Source organism: Motiliproteus sp. (assembly GCF_965230735.1).
In the GTDB taxonomy this organism is placed as follows: domain Bacteria; phylum Pseudomonadota; class Gammaproteobacteria; order Pseudomonadales; family Balneatricaceae; genus Motiliproteus.
This window is the reverse complement of record NZ_OZ246016.1, coordinates 1,631,748-1,646,939: the sequence shown is the minus strand read 5'-3', so window position 1 is coordinate 1,646,939 and position 15,192 is coordinate 1,631,748. Positions and strand designations below refer to the sequence as shown.

Sequence of the window (15,192 nt, the reverse complement as noted above, 5' to 3'; positions counted from 1 at the left end):
GCTCAGCTCTGCGTCAGCTCCCGCTTAAACAGCAACCCATCTTCACGACCTTCAGCCTCGTCCGGCGTTGCTGGGCGACGGTAGTAGTTGCGTCGAACCCCGACCTGTTCAAACCCTTTAGCCCGATAGAAACCGATCGCGGCTTCATTGGAAGCTCGGACTTCCAGAAATAACTCCTGCACCTGTTGAGACTGCAGCTGGGTCAACAACTGAGCCAGCAGTTGAGCCGCGATGCCGGAGCGCTGGCACTGCGGCGAGACACCGATCGTCAACAGATCCGCCACACCGGCACCACTGCTGGCCACCAGATAGCCCACGGGAGTTTCATCTTGTTGAGGAGCGTTGCTTAGCGCAACCCAGGCGGGCTGCTGCCGTTCCAAACTGCGCCGGAAACGGAGCCGATCCCAGGGCGTCTCGAACAGCTGTGTTTCCAACGCCACGACGGTGTCGAGATCATCGACCTGCATCGGTCGTAAGCGAACAGCGGGAGTGGATTCCACGGATTCAGCCGTTACGCAGCAAAGCACGCAACGATTGCAGTTGCTGCCAAAGCTCGGCCTTTAAGCCCGGAAGTCGAAGCACTTCATTGAGGCCATGACAGGCGAGCCAATGCTGGCCTTCTCGCTCGATCAACCGACCGGTTTCGAGACTATCCGGTTCCGGATAGCTGTAGTTGATCGCGGCCTGCCCCATCAGCAGGGTCACTTTCTGCTCCGACTGCCGTAGCGCCTTCAACTCCAGCGCCAATGCCCGTGCTGCAATCGGTGCCGACTGATCGAAACTGGCCATCGGATCCAGCGGCCAATTAACCTCGCGCTGACCCTGAACACCCGCCTGCCCCAGTCCGACCGAAGCCAGAATGGCCTGTAGCAGTGATTGATGCTGCTCGGTCCAGAACAGCGCTGGATTGGTCGGCAGCTCCGTCACCACCAGGCAGTCGGTAAAGCCCAGCAGCATTAATCGGAAGCGTGGGAAGCTGGTCGGATTGAGCGGCTGCTGTAGGCCCTGCTGCAAAGCTGCAGGAGCGGATTCGGCTGCCGGTGGCGCCGACTCAGGTTTAGGTTCAGCGGCCCCTGCACTGGTAGGCGATGGGGGCGGGACCGGTTCTGGTGTCGGCTCCGGACTCAATGGCGGTGTTGGTCGTTCCAACGACTGAGGCTCGGACCCAGTCGGAGACGATGCGGGGTCGGATAACAACTCTCGCAGCGGCGCCTTACGCGATCGAGCCTGACCAACAGCGGCTGCAGCTACATCGGCTACCGCTACATTCGGCTCAGTATCGGAACGGGTTTGGCACTCTGATGCCTCGGAGCGCCATTGCCATTCGGGCGAGGGCGCCGCTCCCGGCAAAGCCGAGCGGGGCAGCCAACGGCTAACCCCTATCGCAGCCAGGTACTGCTGACGCAGTTGTTCCTGCTGTTGCTGCTGGCTCAGTGCGGTTTGCGGCATCCTGTTCGCCCTATCAGCCGGTTAAACCTGCGGGTGCGCTTTTTCCACGTCCGACAACAGCAGGTTGGCGGCATTCAAGTAGGCCTTGGCCGAAGCGATGACGATATCGGTATCGGCGCCCAGACCGTTGACGATGCGACCGCCCTTCTCCAGACGCACGGTCACCTCACCCTGGGAGTCGGTACCAGAGGTGATCGCGTTGACCGAGTACAACTCCAGGCTGGCCTCGGTCGCCACAATGCTTTCAATCGCCTGGTAGGCCGCATCCACCGGACCACTACCGGCCGAGGTCGCCTTGACCTCTTCGTTGTCGACCATCACCACGATTTCGGCCACCGGGGTTTCACCGGTCTGCGAGGTCACCTTCAGCGAGCTGAGACGGAACTTCTCGTTGAAGGCCTCGGAGCGGGTATCGGAAACCAGCGCCTGCAGGTCTTCATCGAAGATCTCGTGCTTCTTATCAGCCAGGTCCTTGAAGCGGGCAAAGGCCGCGTTCAATTCGGCGTCGGTGTTGAAGGTGGTGCCCAGCTCTTCCAGGCGGGAGCGGAACGCCGCCCGACCGGAGTGCTTGCCCAACACCATCTTATTGGTGTTCCAACCGACATCCTGGGCAGTCATGATTTCGTAGGTTTCACGGTGCTTCAGCACACCATCCTGGTGGATACCGGACTCGTGGGCGAACGCGTTGGCACCGACGATCGCCTTGTTGGGCTGCACCGGGAAGCCGGTCACACCGGACACCAAGCGAGAAGCCGGGACGATCTGAGTGGTATCGATACCGGTCTCCAGGCCGAGGATATCCTTACGGGTACGCAGCGCCATCACCACCTCTTCCAGCGAGGCGTTACCGGCACGCTCACCCAAACCGTTGATGGTACATTCGATCTGACGGGCGCCGTTGGCCACCGCGGACAGGGAGTTGGCCACCGCCAAGCCCAGGTCGTTATGACAGTGGACCGAGAAGATCGCCTTGTCAGCGTTCGGAATCCGCTGGATCAGCTGGCCGATGGTATGGCCAAACTCTTCCGGCACCGCGTAACCGACGGTATCGGGAATATTGATGGTACGGGCACCGGCGTCGATCACCTGCTCGATGATCCGGCACATAAAGTCCATCTCGGAGCGGCTGGCATCTTCCAGCGAGAACTCCACATCGTCGATCAGATTACGGGCGCGTTTGACCGCGTGGACCGCCTGCTCCACCACCTTGTCCGGATCCATCTGCAGCTTGTACTTCATATGGATCGGCGAGGTGGCGATAAAAGTGTGGATCCGGCCGGAGTTAGCGTTCACCAACGCCTCACCGGCACGATCGATATCCGCATCCAGGGCGCGGGACAGGCTACAGACGGTGCTGTCCTTGATGGTATCGGCGATCGCTTTGACCGACTCGAAATCGCCGGGGCTGGCGATGGCGAAACCGGCTTCGATCACGTCGACGCGCATTTTTTCCAGCGCTTTGGCGATCCGCAGTTTCTCGTCTTTGGTCATGGAAGCGCCCGGGCTCTGCTCGCCGTCGCGCAAGGTGGTATCAAAAATAATGACTCGATTGTCGCTCATGTTTGTGCTCCGTCGGGGCGATAGTTCGGGGCCCCGGTGTCGATAAATTGGGGTAACGTGCGTATTAAAGGTGTAGGAAGCTGGACTGCCTTACGGCAGTCGTAGGAGCAGCGGACGAGCGACCTGATAGACAGCACCCAAGGCAGGCTGGGAGCCGGCAGAAGCGGTGGTCTTATGGCCGAAAGTAAATTGCATCGTCGCTCAACAGATCAGAGTGGAATTTAGCTCATCTTACTGCGAAAACAGTCGATTGCAAGCCCGATCCGTACATTGAGTGAGCAGCTGTCGATATTGCGGCAGATCGGTCAGCTGGGGTAGATTGCAACGAGTTCATTTTTCTTACTCCCCCCTCTGTAGAAGGCCGTCGCATGAGCTCAGAATCCCGCTCCGAATCCTCCCTCGAGTCACCGTTTGACCGTCCGGTCGATCGCCAACTCACCTCCAGTCAGAAATGGGACAAGTACCGCGACCAGGATATTCTGCCGATGTGGGTCGCCGATACCGACTTCCACGCCCCCGGCCCGGTGGTCGAGGCGCTGCAGGAGCGGGTTGAGCATGGCGTGTTCGGCTACACCAATCCACCGCAGGAGCTGATCGATGTGGTGATCGAGCGCCTGGCAAGCCTGTACGACTGGAAGATTGATCCCGATTGGCTGGTCTGGCTGCCTGGGTTGGTCTGCGGTCTGCACCTGGCCTGTCGCAGTGTCGGTGAACGCGGCAGCTCGGTGATCTCACCGACGCCGGTCTACCCGCCGTTTACCAGCGCCCCGGGATTTTCCGAGCGTCGCCTGATCCAACTGCCGCTGGTGAAACAGGGCCAGCGCTCGGTGATCGACTTCGATCAGCTGGAAGCCTCGATCGAACCGGACACCCGTTTGATCCTGTTCTGCAACCCCCACAACCCGGGTGGTGCGGTTTATCGTCGCGAAGAGCTGCAACGACTGAACGAGATCTGCCAGCGCCACCACCTGGTCCTCTGCTCTGACGAGATCCACTGCGACCTGATTCTGGAGCCGGGGGTCGAGCATATTCCTGCCGCCTCCCTAAGTGCCGAGGCCGAGGCCCGCACCATCACGCTGATGGCACCGAGCAAGACCTTCAATATTGCCGGCCTGGGCTGTTCATTGGCGATCATTTCCGATCCCAAGTTGCGCCAGGCGTTTCGACGTACCCGACGGGGGATCGTGCCGGACGTCAACCTGCTCGGTTACACCGCCACTCTGGCGGCATTCCGTGACGGCGACGACTGGAACCGGCAGCAATGCGACTACCTTCGCAGCCACCGCGATTACCTGCTGCGCGAGATCAATGCGATCGAGGGATTGAGCCTGGCACCGTTCGAAGCCACCTACCTGGCCTGGATCGACGTGTCCGCGCTGGGGCTGGAAAACCCGCCGGCATTCTTTGAAGCCGCCGGTGTCGGGCTCTCCCCCGGTGCCGACTTCGGCGATAAGAATTACATGCGGATGAATTTCGGTTGTACCCGCGAACTGCTCGAAGAAGCGGTGCGTCGGATCCGCGTGGCCGTGGAGACACACCGGGATACGCAGCAGTCATCCTGAGACCGATCCTAAGCAGTGACTTAAATCAAAGGAGTGGCGCCGATCGCTGGCTAGCAGCGGAATGACTACATACACTGAGAGTCGTCCCGCAAGCCGGGTATTCCGTAACCAACTGAATCGGTGGGCGTGTTATGCCAGCAACCAGTGCCACTCAAGCCAGCAATCCCAACCAGCGCCGCGATCGCTGGATTCTGGCGTTGCTGGTTCTAGCATTAGTGTTGATGGCCGTCTCCGGCCTGGCCTATAGCAAACGCGACCTGCTGCAACAGCACCTGTTTGGCAGCGAATCCAGCCCCCAACCCCAGGTTCAGCTGACAAAGCTACAGCAGCAGTGTCAGGACAAACTGGTTCAATACCTCGCCCAGGGCGGTATCGATATTGAAGCTCAGATCAACTTCGGCGATATGCAGGGCTGCGACTTCAGTACCGAGAAAGAGCGCGCCGAGCAGAATCAGCGACGCGCCGGCAGCACCGCCAGCCTGCGAATCCAGTAAGTCCGCTTCTGCCCCACTTCTCCCTATCAGGCAATCGCTAGCGGAAACGCAATCACCTGCTCGATCCGTTCCGCACCCAGCTTCAGCATCAACAACCGATCCACCCCCAACGCGACACCGGCACACTCCGGCATCCCGGCCTGCAACGCCGCCACCAGCCGTTGATCGGTGGGGTGGCAGGGATAATCCAGCTGCTGGCGACGCGCCAAATCCTGCTCGAACCGCCGTGCCTGCTCGTCGGCATCGGTCAGTTCGAAGTAGCCGTTGGCCAGTTCTATCCCGTTGACGAACAGTTCAAAACGCTTGGCCACCGACTGCCCCTGCTCATCTTGATCAACCCGCGCCAAAGCCGCCTGACTGGCGGGATAGTCGTACACGAACGTCGGCTTGATCAGCGTCGGTTCCAGCTCATGGGAGATCAACAGGTTGAGGAAGTCGTCTCGATCCTCGCTATCCAGTGCCAGATCCAAACGCTGCTTCACCTGCTGGCGCAGCACCGCCAGCTCGACCCGGTGCGGATCAAATCCGAGCTGGCGTTCAAACAGTTCTCGATAACTGAGACGTTCAATCGGACCGCAACTCAGTACCCCGTCCACCAACGCTTCAATCTCATCCATCAACTGCCGGTCATCGAAGCCGGGGCGGTACCACTCCAGCATGCAGAACTCGGGATTGTGGCGAGAGCCGGTTTCGGTGTCCCGAAAGGTTTTTGCCAGCTGATAGATCGGCCCGCTGCCCGCCGCCAACAACCGCTTCATCGCGTATTCCGGCGAGGTCTGTAGAAACAACGGCTGCGAGTGCTCGGCACCAAGGTCGGAATAACTGCTGATCATCGGCACCAGGTAGGGGTCGGATACCGCCGCCTGTGACAGCACCGGGGTGTCCACCTCCAGCACCGCTCGCTCGGCGAAGAAGCTTCGGATCTGGGCGTACAACTCGGCGCGAGCCTGGAGCGCCTCCAGCGAGGCGGTGGGTTGCCATTGCATCAAAGTTTTCCTCGGTCACGGCCAGTTTGTTTGGCCCTTACAGGGTGTTGCCTTACACCCAACGATTTCGCCTGATGGCGCCTTAAGGATATGCGCCGCCATATCCTTAAGAATCCTAGGCGGCCCCTGCGAAAACGCCCTGCGGGTACGCGCCTTCGGCGCTATAAACCCCGGCCTGAGGCGGGCCGAAGGGGCATCCATGCCCCTGCGCCCCGTCGCGTCGTCCATGACGCGACCCTTAAGGGCCTGTTTCAGTCCGGAGTTTATCGCTTTCGAAGGGAGTCGGGGTGCAAGCCGTCATTGCAGTCGTGGAGTCGAAGACCTGTCATTGCTGCCGGTGAGCACGTAAGCGGAATTCGGATCAGGCCCTCTTTTTAAAAGAGGGGCGAGGCAGGGACGCCGAGCCGCAGCGTCGGGGCAGGAGCCCCGTTGCTGCGCCCCGAATTTTGCTTGCGCGCGCAGCGAACCCGTCAGGGCGGCAGCAGGCGGCCGGCACCGAAAGCGTTTTTTGCTTCGTTTTTGTCGCGATTGACAAAAATGAAGGCGCCCGGTGGGGCGCAATAGGGAGCTAATACAACAACTGTTAGTGCAGGAAAACGCCCAACACCCTCTTGGCACCAGCAAAGAAAGCCACAAAAAAGGCCGACCCAAGGTCGACCTTTGATCTTCTTCGAAAACGCTTACTTGGCGCGGCTGACGTACTCACCGTTACGGGTATCGATCTTCAGCACTTCACCCTGGTTGATGAACAGCGGTACCTGAACCACGGCACCGGTGCTCAGGGTTGCCGGCTTGGATCCACCCTGGGCGGTATCACCCTTCAGGCCCGGATCGGTCTCAACCACTTCCAGCTCAACAAAGTTAGGTACGGCAACCGCCAGCGGCGCGTTGTTGTACAGGGTCACAACGCAGACATCCTGCTCTTTCAGCCACTTGGTGCAGTCACCCACAGCGTTGGCATCGGCACCGAACTGCTCGAAGGAACCGTCGGTCATCATGAAGTGCCAGAATTCACCGTCGGTGTAGAGGTACTCCATGTCGCGTTCCATCACGTCGGCGCCTTCCAGGGATTCACCGGACTTGAAGGTACGTTCCCAGATGCGACCGGACTTGAGGTTACGCATCTTAACGCGGGTAAAGGCCTGGCCCTTGCCCGGCTTAACGAAATCAACGTCGACCATGGAGCAGGGCTCACCATCGACCATCACTTTAAGACCTGACTTGAATTCGTTGGTAGAATAGTTCGCCATTTTTCCTCACCAAACCTAGCTGTAACGCTCCGCCGGACTTTGCCGGACGGGGCCAAAAAAAGAGCCAATGATACAACGAACCGGCGTCACTGTGCAGACTGATTCTCCGATCGAGACAATTCAACTCGACAAATCCTGGCAACAACTGCTGAGCGAAGCGATCAGTGAGCCCGAACAACTGCTGCGACGACTGCAGTTACCGGACTCGATGCTGCCCGCCATGCAGGCTGCCAGCGAGGATTTCGCCCTGCGGGTGCCGGAACCGTTTCTGAAACTGATCGAACCCGGCACCCCCCGGGATCCGCTATTGCTGCAGGTTCTGCCCCAGGCCCGTGAGCTCGACCAACGCCCCGGTTATGTCGCCGATCCGCTGGCCGAGCAAAGCAGCAACCCCGACGCCGGCATCATTCACAAGTACCACGGCCGGCTGCTATTGGTGATCAGTGGTGGCTGTGCCATCAACTGCCGCTACTGCTTCCGACGTCATTTCCCCTATCAGGACAACCAACTCAGTGGCGCCCAATGGCAAGCCGTGCTGGATTACCTGAACGAGCACCCGGAGGTCGAGGAGGTTATTTTCAGCGGCGGTGATCCACTGGCGACCCCCGATAGCCGACTGATCCGACTGATCGACGATCTCGAACAGCTGCCGCAGCTGAAACGGGTTCGGATCCATACCCGCCTACCGGTGGCGATTCCGCAGCGGTTGACCGACGCCCTGCGCCAGCGCCTGAGCCAATCCCGTCTCCAGGCCGTGATGGTGCTACACCTGAACCACCCCAACGAGATCGGCGATGAGCTCAAACAGTGGCTGCAACCCTGGCGCAACAGCGGCATCACCCTGTTGAACCAGAGCGTACTACTCGAGGGCGTCAACGACTGTACCGAGGTGTTGATCGAGCTGTCCGAGCGGCTGTTTGCCGAAGGTATCCTGCCCTACTATGTGCACCTGCTCGATCCGGTGGCGGGCTCGGCCCACTTCGATATGGATGAGCAGCAGGCCCGCCAACTGGTCGGTGCCATGGCCGCCAAGTTACCCGGCTATCTGGTTCCCAAGCTGACCCGCGAACAACCCGGCGCCAGCGCCAAAGTCCAACTGACACCGGAGTTGCCCGACAAAAGCTGAGGCTCGCACCTTGAAAAGCCTACGACTTTAGTCAAACTGAATCGGTAGAGAAGGCGTCTGTGAACAAACCCTAGCAGGACTTATTCACAGACTCCCCACTACAAACGGAGGTGACCCATGAAGCTCTACGGATTCGCGATCAGCAATTTCTACAACATCGTTAAACTCGGGTTGTTGGAAAAGCAGTTCGAGTTTGAAGAGATTCCCACCCCACCCTCCAACCAGGCCGAACTGCTGGCCCACAGCCCGATGGGCAAGATCCCATTCTTCCAGCACGGCAACTGTTTCCTGTCCGAGTCCCAGGCGATTCTGTTCTATCTGGAGCTGCTCAAGCCCAACCCCCGCCTCTACCCGGTCGAACCCGAGCGCGGCGCCCGAGCCCAGCAGATTCACCAGTTTATCGATCTCTATGTTGACCCCGAAGCCCGCACGCTGCTGAAAGCGATGCGCAATCCCGAACAGGTCGACGATGCCCGGATCAACGCCAGCTGCGAGCGACTGGTCTACAACATCCAGGCACTGAGCCAACTGGTTGAATTCGCACCCTTTATCGCCGGTGAAAAGCTCAGTCACGCCGACCTGGCCGCATTTATGACCTTCAACTTCGCGCAATCGATGATGGGCCGCTTCAGCGATCAGGATCCGCTGGCGCGCTTGCCCGGGGTCGGCGCCTACATGGGCATGATGGAACAGCGTGATAGTTGCCAGCGGGTTCTGGCCGACCAACAGCAGGCGCTGGCCAGCCTGGGATAACCCCGGCACCTGCAGCCCCCTCGAAACCGCCTTGGTGAACGATGCGGCTTAGGCTACCATCGGGCTTCTTTTCATTGCAGGAAGCGACGATGCGCAAACCCATACTAGTTCTGGCCACAGCGGCCCTGCTGCTGAGCGGCTGTACCCAGGAAACTCAGAACAAACTCGGCCGGGCAGTCCAGAACTGGACCGGCACCGACGGAGTGCTGGAGGTCTATGCCGGAGAGAAGGTGGTCAAACGCTTCTTGAAGATCGACAAGATCTCGACCGCCATGGGCACCAGCGACAGTTCGCCCCGTCCCTACCGTTTCGGCTACGGGGTCCTCGATGCCAATCTCAACGGCGTCAAAGATGCCGGTGAGAAGAAGGTCTATTTCGAATTCAGCGACTACTCCACTCCGTACGTGTTCTACGAGCAGCCTAAGTGAGCACGCCGCTTTCACTGCTGCTAGTGGCCGCACTCGGTGGGATCGCCATCACCGTCCAGGGCCAGTTGATGGGCGTCATGGACAGGCAGCTGGGAACCCTGGAAAGTGTGTTCCTGACCTATGTGATCGGCGCGGCCTGTATCGCGTTGGTGATGCTGGTCTACCGGGGCGGTAATCTGGGGCAGTGGCAGCAGCTCCCCTGGTGGACACTGACCGCGGGGCTGGTCGGCTTGGTGATCGTCGGGTCGATCGGCTACAGCGTGTCACGCCTCGGGGTGGTCAGCGCCTTTATCCTGATCACCGCCGCGCAATTTATCGCCGCCGCGCTGATCGATCAGTTCGGTTGGTTTGGTGCAGAGGTGCGGCCGATCGACAGCAGCAAATTACTCGGCATCGGAGCCATGATGCTGGGGGTCTGGCTGACCTTGAAATAGGTCAACAGCCTCTCGACTAATGCAGTAAGGAGTCAACGCGATGCAAGCCTTTTGTCGCTGGCTAGCCAAGAAACTGGGGTGGACCCTGGTCGACAATATCCCTGATGAAAAATGCTATGTGGTGATCGGCTATCCGCACACCAGCAACTGGGACTTCATGCTGGCGATGCTGTTCAAGTTCGCCGTGGGGTTTCAGTTTAACTGGATCGCCAAACACACCCTGTTCTTCTGGCCGCTGGGCATTCTGATGCGGGCACTGGGCGGCATCGGCGTTGACCGGGCCCGCACCAAAGGCTTTATCGGTGAGCTGGCGCGCGCCTTTCAAGAGCATGAGCGCATGGTGCTGGTGATCACCCCAGAAGGTACTCGGGGCCATACCGATTGCTGGCGCTCCGGCTTCTACCACCTGGCCCTCAGCGCCGAGGTACCGGTGGTGCTGGGCTTTGTCTGCTTCACCACCAAGCGCATCGGGCTGGGTCCGATGATTCACCTGACCGGTGACGAAGAAACCGACCTGGCGAAAATCCGCGAATTCTACGCCGACAAGATCGGACTCTACCCGGAGCTGGAGGGCGAGATCTGTTTCAGATCCCGCCCGCAACCCAGCAACCAGGCTGAGACTAAATCAGACTGACGCCAATTCAGGCGGATTCCAGGCCGGCAAAGGCGTCGCGGGTCAGATTCTCCGGCGCCTGCTCGGTTATCCGCAGGTTGTCCTCGATTCGAATCCCACCAAACGGACGCAGCTTCTCCACTACCGCCCAGTCAACCAGCTTCGACTCAGCCCGGTTAGCCAGCTCAACCAACAACGGCTCGATAAAGTAGAGTCCAGGCTCGATCGTCAGCACCATCCCCGGCTGCAACTCGCGGGTCAGCCGCAGGAACGGATGCTCCGGCGGAGGCGCCAGCTCGGTGCCCTTGGCATCACTGACCCGGCCAGCGCTGTCGTGCACCAGTGTGCCGAGCAGGTGTCCCAGTCCGTGGGGCATAAAGGTCCGGGTAATTCCTTTCTCCAACGCCGCCTCGGCGGAGCAACGAACCAGCTTCGACTCAACCAGCACCTGTGCCAGCATTTCGTGACAACGGCGATTCAGTTCGACAAAACTGGCCCCGGCCACCGACTGTTCGCACAGCTTTAGCTGCAGCTGTTCCATCTGTTTCAGTAGCGCGTTGAACGCCACACTGCCGGCCGAACCGGCGGGATAGGCCCAGGTACGGGTGATATCGCTGGCGTAACCATTCACCTGAGCCCCGGCATCGAGCAGGAAACTGTGGATTTTTTCCGGCGCCATGCGCTGTTGGTGCTGGTAGTGCAACACCGCCGCGTTCTCGTTCAGCGCCACGATATTGCCGTAGGGTAGCTCGCACTCGCGTTGGCCGGTGACGGCCAGATAGGCCAGATTAATACCGAATTCGCTATAACCTTCGAGGAAGGCTTCTCGGGCAGCCAGATGACCGCTGACCGCAATCTGAGACGCTTGGCGCAGGCTGGCCAGCTCGTAGTCGGTTTTGATCGAACTGGCCCAGTCCAGGACATGCAGCAACGTCTCGGGGTTACAGTGCTGAAGCCCCCAGCCGGCGGCCATGGCGGTTTCCTCACCGATAAAGGCGCTGCTGGCCGGGTCGGTCAGCGCCTGGCCGATCTGCCCGGCGCGCTCGATCTCAACGATCTCAAACGAGTCGACCCAGAACCCCTCCGGCTCACCGGCACTCTGATGCCAGAAATCACTGGGATTGGGGTAAAACAGCTTGGGCTTTGAGCCCGGCTCGATCAGAACCGCGCTGTCGGCCAGAAACGGTAACGGCAGCAGCCGGCGGAAATAGGGATTGGCGTGGAACGGGTAAACATGATCGTCCTTAAACAGGACCTTGTCGGTGCCACTGAAGATCAGCAAGCGCTCGCAGCCGGACAGCGGCAACGCCGCCTCAATCTGCGCCAACTGCCGGGCCAGATGATCAGCGTATAGTTCGCTCCAGGCGGGTTGATTGGGGCTCGCAGCAGCATCGGAATGCATAGACTTTACTCCGGCAAGTGGATGAATAATTCAGGTTGATGCGGCGGACTAGCCGCGGACAATTTTCAGTGTCGGTGAGGCTTGCGTCAGAACCCGCTGCCAAAGCTTCTCCAGCTGCGGCGACAGGTTGCTGCGCGAGCGGTACAGACGTAGCTCCAGGTCGATCGCCCAGCTGTCATCACCGGCGGCAACCAAGCCCTGATCACCCCCCTGCAGCAGCAGCCGTTGGGGCAGCCAGCCAACACCGTAACCCTGGCTGATCATCGCCTTGACGCTGATCGCCTGGGAGTTCTGATTCACCTGCAGCAGATGGGGCAACTGCTCCACCTTGCGCAGATGATCGGCAATGACTGGATACAGGAAGGTACTGTCGTTGTAGCCGATGTATGGCAACGGCGCGGCATCGAAACCGGGCAACCGGAATCGGGGCTGGCCCTGCTCATCGACGGCGGTCACCGGCATCAGCCGTTCGTGGTCGATGGTCTGGTATTGAAAATCACGCCCTTCCAGCGGTCGCAGAAAATCGATCGACGGGTGCCAATAACAGAGCACCAGATCGCACTCCCCCTGCTCCAATGCCTGACAGAAATCAGCACCGATCCAGGAGGTCGAATTGAGATTCAGGCTCAGGTCAATCTCATCGCTGAACTGCGCCACCCAGTCGGGATAGAAGCTCAGATAGAGGGTCTGATTGGTGGCAAAGCGCAGCTTTTCGGCTTCGGCCCGCTCCAGATCCAGACACTGTTCGCGCGCTTCGCGCAGATCGCGACTGATCCGCTCCGAAGCCTCCAGAAACAGTTTTCCAGCCGGGGTCAGGCTCAGCGGCAGGGTGTTGCGGTCGATCAGCATCACCCCGATCTCGTCCTCCAGCATCTTGATCCGCCGGCTGAAGGTCGGTTGCGTCACGTTCTGCTCTTCGGCAGCCCGGGAAAAATGCCGGGTCCGAGCCAAAACGCGAAAATCTTCCAACCACTTCAGATCCATGGGACAACAACTCTGCCACTGTTCAACAGTATGACCATAGCACCACAGCGAGTGCAGCAGCCAGCACCGAATTTATCAGCGCCTCGGCGATACTGTGAAATGTTAGAGGCGCCCCTCTTCGATCCCGTGGCAGGCCACCTTGGAACCATCATCGCAGGCGATCAGTTCCGGAATCTCGACCTTGCAGCGCTCGTTCGCGTGGGGACAGCGTCCGTGGAACACGCAGCCGCTGGGCAGGTTCACCGGGGTCGGCACCTCACCCTGCAGCCGGATATGGCTCGGAGCATTATCTTCCAACCGCGGAATCGCACTCAGCAGCGCCTGGGTGTAGGGATGCTTGGGCGTGTCAAACAGCGTCTTGGTTGGCGCCAGCTCGCACAGCGTACCCAGGTACATCACCGCCACCCGGGTGCCGAAGTGCTCCACCACCGACAGATCGTGGGTGATAAACAGGTAGGTCAGGTTGTGCTCTTCCTGGGCCTTCATCATCAGGTTCAGCACCTGGGCCTGGATCGACACGTCCAGCGCCGAAATCGGCTCGTCCGCCACCACGAATTCCGGGTCCAGGGTCAGGGCCCGGGCGATGGAGATCCGCTGGCGCTGACCACCGGAGAACTCGTGCGGGAAACGCACACCCCAGCTCGGGTCGATACCAACATCGAACATCACTTCCTTGACCTTGTCGGCCACCTCGGTGTTGCTCATCTGCGGGTTGTGGAAGCGAACCGGCTCTTCCAGGGTCTGGTTAATGGTCTTGCGCGGATTCAGCGACGCATAGGGGTTCTGGAAGATCATCTGCATCTTTTGCCGATAGGGCAGCAGCGCCCGATCGGACAGCGAGTCGATGCGATCGCCCTTGTAGTGGATCGAGCCACCGCTGGGCTTGAGCAGGCCCATCACGGTGCGGGCCACGGTCGACTTGCCGCAGCCGGACTCGCCGACCACGCAGAGTGCTTCACCCGGCATCACGTCGAAGCTGACGCCATTGATGGCGTGAACATGCTCCTGCTTGCGGACGATCTTGCCGCCATCGAACTTCAGCTGGTCGAGAAAGTCGCCGGAGATATTGAAGCGTTTGTACAGATCCTTGATCTGCAAGATAGGTTGGGCGGCGTTCATTTCACTTCCTCGCTGCTGTCGACTGGCTGCACGGTTTCCGGATTCTGCTTCATTGCCCGCACCATATGGCAGGCCACCGAGCATCCGCCGGAACGGGTGAATTCGGGCAGACGGGTCTTACACTCATCCATCACGAAATCGCAGCGGGGGTTGAACGCGCAGCCGCTGGGAATTGCCTGCAGCGACGGCATCGAACCGGGGATCTGATTCAAACGCTGACCCGGCACGGTCTGCTGCGGCAGCGCGTTGATCAGTCCCTGGGTGTAGGGATGCTGAGCATCGTTGATGATCTCTTTGGTCGGGCCCTGCTCGATGATCCGACCGGCGTACATCACGATCGCCTTCTGGGTGATCTGCGACACCACCCCCAGATCGTGGGTAATCAGAATCAGACCGACATTGTTGGATTCGCACAGATTTAGCAGCAGCTCCATGATCTCGGCCTGGATGGTCACATCCAACGCCGTGGTCGGCTCATCGGCAATGATCAGCACCGGATCGAGCAGCAGCGCGATCGCGATGATGATCCGCTGACGCATGCCGCCGGACAGCTCATGGGGGTACTGATCGATGCGTTTTTCCGGCGACGGAATCTGTACCTGGCGCAGTTTCTCGATCGCAATCGCACGGGCATCGGCGGTGCTGATCTTCCGGTGCGCCTGCAGGCACTCGACCATCTGCTGACCCAGGGTCAGCACCGGGTTCAGCGTCATCATCGGATCCTGGAAGATCATCGCGATGCGGTTACCACGAATGCTGCGCATCTGCTTATCGCTCATCGAGGCCAGGTTCTGGCCTTCGAACAGGATCTCGCCATCGGTGATTTCGCCGGGACGGCTGATCAGGTTCAGGATCGAGAACGCTGCCACTGATTTACCGGCGCCGGATTCACCCACAATCCCGACCCGCTCACCGCGCTCGACGGTAAAGCTGACATTACGCAGCGCCTTGACCGCCCCCTGACGCAGTCCGAAGCTGACTTCGAGGTTGTTGACTTCGAGTAGTGCCATCGTCGTTTACCCCTTGTACAGT

General features: G+C 59.8%; 16 protein-coding genes. 7 read left to right on the top strand and 9 right to left on the bottom strand.

Features of this window, described 5'->3' with window-relative positions:
• Positions 1–2: 2 nt before the first annotated feature.
• Genes rimI through ACO05M_RS07695 form a run of 3 tightly spaced genes read right to left on the bottom strand, consistent with a single transcriptional unit; the run spans position 3 to position 3,009 of the window.
• Entirely contained in the window at positions 3–500 is a 498-nt protein-coding gene (gene rimI / locus ACO05M_RS07705; RefSeq protein WP_421869779.1) for a ribosomal protein S18-alanine N-acetyltransferase, read from the bottom strand.
• Between the two features lie 4 nt (positions 501–504).
• A complete protein-coding gene (locus ACO05M_RS07700; RefSeq protein WP_421869776.1) occupies positions 505–1,449 on the bottom strand; it encodes a hypothetical protein in 945 nt (314 codons plus the stop codon).
• Between the two features lie 21 nt (positions 1,450–1,470).
• Positions 1,471–3,009 (bottom strand): 2-isopropylmalate synthase, encoded by a 1,539-nt coding sequence (locus ACO05M_RS07695; protein WP_421869773.1) that lies wholly within the window; start codon positions 3,007–3,009, stop codon positions 1,471–1,473.
• A gap of 368 nt (positions 3,010–3,377) precedes the next feature.
• Here ACO05M_RS07695 and ACO05M_RS07690 point away from each other — a divergent pair, with 368 nt between their 5' ends.
• Positions 3,378–4,571: a MalY/PatB family protein gene (locus ACO05M_RS07690; protein WP_421869771.1), complete on the top strand. Its 1,194-nt coding sequence runs from the start codon at positions 3,378–3,380 to the stop codon at positions 4,569–4,571.
• Between the two features lie 131 nt (positions 4,572–4,702).
• Entirely contained in the window at positions 4,703–5,065 is a 363-nt protein-coding gene (locus ACO05M_RS07685) for a hypothetical protein (protein ID WP_421869768.1), read from the top strand.
• Between the two features lie 26 nt (positions 5,066–5,091).
• On the opposite strand, the gene epmA is transcribed toward ACO05M_RS07685, so the two are convergent.
• Together epmA and efp are read right to left on the bottom strand one after the other, a co-directional pair.
• Positions 5,092–6,051, bottom strand: a complete 960-nt coding sequence (gene epmA / locus ACO05M_RS07680; RefSeq protein WP_421869765.1) for an EF-P lysine aminoacylase EpmA — start codon at positions 6,049–6,051, stop codon at positions 5,092–5,094.
• A 680-nt stretch (positions 6,052–6,731) separates the two neighbouring features.
• Positions 6,732–7,301, bottom strand: a complete 570-nt coding sequence (efp, locus tag ACO05M_RS07675) for an elongation factor P (RefSeq protein WP_421869762.1) — start codon at positions 7,299–7,301, stop codon at positions 6,732–6,734.
• 91 nt (positions 7,302–7,392) lie between these two features.
• Here efp and epmB point away from each other — a divergent pair, with 91 nt between their 5' ends.
• The 5 genes from epmB to ACO05M_RS07650 all read left to right on the top strand — a co-directional run bounded on the left by epmB (position 7,393) and on the right by ACO05M_RS07650 (position 10,676).
• A complete protein-coding gene (epmB, locus tag ACO05M_RS07670; protein ID WP_421869759.1) occupies positions 7,393–8,427 on the top strand; it encodes an EF-P beta-lysylation protein EpmB in 1,035 nt (344 codons plus the stop codon).
• A gap of 117 nt (positions 8,428–8,544) precedes the next feature.
• On the top strand, positions 8,545–9,180 hold the full coding sequence (locus ACO05M_RS07665) for a glutathione S-transferase family protein (RefSeq protein WP_421869756.1): 636 nt from the start codon (positions 8,545–8,547) through the stop codon (positions 9,178–9,180).
• A gap of 89 nt (positions 9,181–9,269) precedes the next feature.
• Complete coding sequence (locus ACO05M_RS07660) at positions 9,270–9,608, top strand: hypothetical protein (RefSeq protein ID WP_421869753.1); 339 nt, start codon at positions 9,270–9,272, stop codon at positions 9,606–9,608.
• Positions 9,605–10,042: a DMT family transporter gene (locus ACO05M_RS07655; RefSeq protein WP_421869750.1), complete on the top strand. Its 438-nt coding sequence runs from the start codon at positions 9,605–9,607 to the stop codon at positions 10,040–10,042. The genes ACO05M_RS07660 and ACO05M_RS07655 overlap by 4 nt, the downstream gene beginning before the upstream one ends.
• A gap of 40 nt (positions 10,043–10,082) precedes the next feature.
• Positions 10,083–10,676 carry a 1-acyl-sn-glycerol-3-phosphate acyltransferase gene (locus ACO05M_RS07650; protein WP_421869747.1) on the top strand — a complete coding sequence of 198 codons (594 nt, stop codon included), beginning with the start codon at positions 10,083–10,085 and terminating at the stop codon, positions 10,674–10,676.
• A gap of 7 nt (positions 10,677–10,683) precedes the next feature.
• Here the strand turns inward: ACO05M_RS07650 and pepQ are convergent, their stop codons facing one another.
• From pepQ to ACO05M_RS07630, 4 genes are all read right to left on the bottom strand, one after another.
• Positions 10,684–12,057, bottom strand: coding sequence for a Xaa-Pro dipeptidase (gene pepQ, locus ACO05M_RS07645; protein WP_421869743.1), 1,374 nt, complete (start codon positions 12,055–12,057; stop codon positions 10,684–10,686).
• Between the two features lie 48 nt (positions 12,058–12,105).
• Positions 12,106–13,041 carry a LysR family transcriptional regulator gene (locus ACO05M_RS07640; RefSeq protein ID WP_421869740.1) on the bottom strand — a complete coding sequence of 312 codons (936 nt, stop codon included), beginning with the start codon at positions 13,039–13,041 and terminating at the stop codon, positions 12,106–12,108.
• Between the two features lie 102 nt (positions 13,042–13,143).
• Positions 13,144–14,160, bottom strand: coding sequence for an ABC transporter ATP-binding protein (locus ACO05M_RS07635; protein ID WP_421869737.1), 1,017 nt, complete (start codon positions 14,158–14,160; stop codon positions 13,144–13,146).
• Positions 14,157–15,170, bottom strand: a complete 1,014-nt coding sequence (locus ACO05M_RS07630) for an ABC transporter ATP-binding protein (RefSeq protein WP_421869734.1) — start codon at positions 15,168–15,170, stop codon at positions 14,157–14,159. Before ACO05M_RS07630 ends, ACO05M_RS07635 begins: the two co-directional genes overlap by 4 nt.
• Positions 15,171–15,192 lie beyond the last annotated feature (22 nt).

Excerpts from the sequence above, each read along its gene's own strand:
- ACO05M_RS07700 (WP_421869776.1), bottom strand. The coding sequence starts at position 1,449 with ATGCCGCAAACCGCACTGAGCCAGCAGCAACAGCAGGAACAACTGCGT.
- ACO05M_RS07695 (WP_421869773.1), bottom strand. The coding sequence starts at position 3,009 with ATGAGCGACAATCGAGTCATTATTTTTGATACCACCTTGCGCGACGGC.
- ACO05M_RS07690 (WP_421869771.1), top strand. The coding sequence starts at position 3,378 with ATGAGCTCAGAATCCCGCTCCGAATCCTCCCTCGAGTCACCGTTTGAC.
- ACO05M_RS07685 (WP_421869768.1), top strand. The coding sequence starts at position 4,703 with ATGCCAGCAACCAGTGCCACTCAAGCCAGCAATCCCAACCAGCGCCGC.
- epmA (WP_421869765.1), bottom strand. The coding sequence starts at position 6,051 with ATGCAATGGCAACCCACCGCCTCGCTGGAGGCGCTCCAGGCTCGCGCC.
- efp (WP_421869762.1), bottom strand. The coding sequence starts at position 7,301 with ATGGCGAACTATTCTACCAACGAATTCAAGTCAGGTCTTAAAGTGATG.
- ACO05M_RS07665 (WP_421869756.1), top strand. The coding sequence starts at position 8,545 with ATGAAGCTCTACGGATTCGCGATCAGCAATTTCTACAACATCGTTAAA.
- ACO05M_RS07660 (WP_421869753.1), top strand. The coding sequence starts at position 9,270 with ATGCGCAAACCCATACTAGTTCTGGCCACAGCGGCCCTGCTGCTGAGC.
- ACO05M_RS07650 (WP_421869747.1), top strand. The coding sequence starts at position 10,083 with ATGCAAGCCTTTTGTCGCTGGCTAGCCAAGAAACTGGGGTGGACCCTG.
- pepQ (WP_421869743.1), bottom strand. The coding sequence starts at position 12,057 with ATGCATTCCGATGCTGCTGCGAGCCCCAATCAACCCGCCTGGAGCGAA.
- ACO05M_RS07640 (WP_421869740.1), bottom strand. The coding sequence starts at position 13,041 with ATGGATCTGAAGTGGTTGGAAGATTTTCGCGTTTTGGCTCGGACCCGG.
- ACO05M_RS07635 (WP_421869737.1), bottom strand. The coding sequence starts at position 14,160 with ATGAACGCCGCCCAACCTATCTTGCAGATCAAGGATCTGTACAAACGC.
- ACO05M_RS07630 (WP_421869734.1), bottom strand. The coding sequence starts at position 15,170 with ATGGCACTACTCGAAGTCAACAACCTCGAAGTCAGCTTCGGACTGCGT.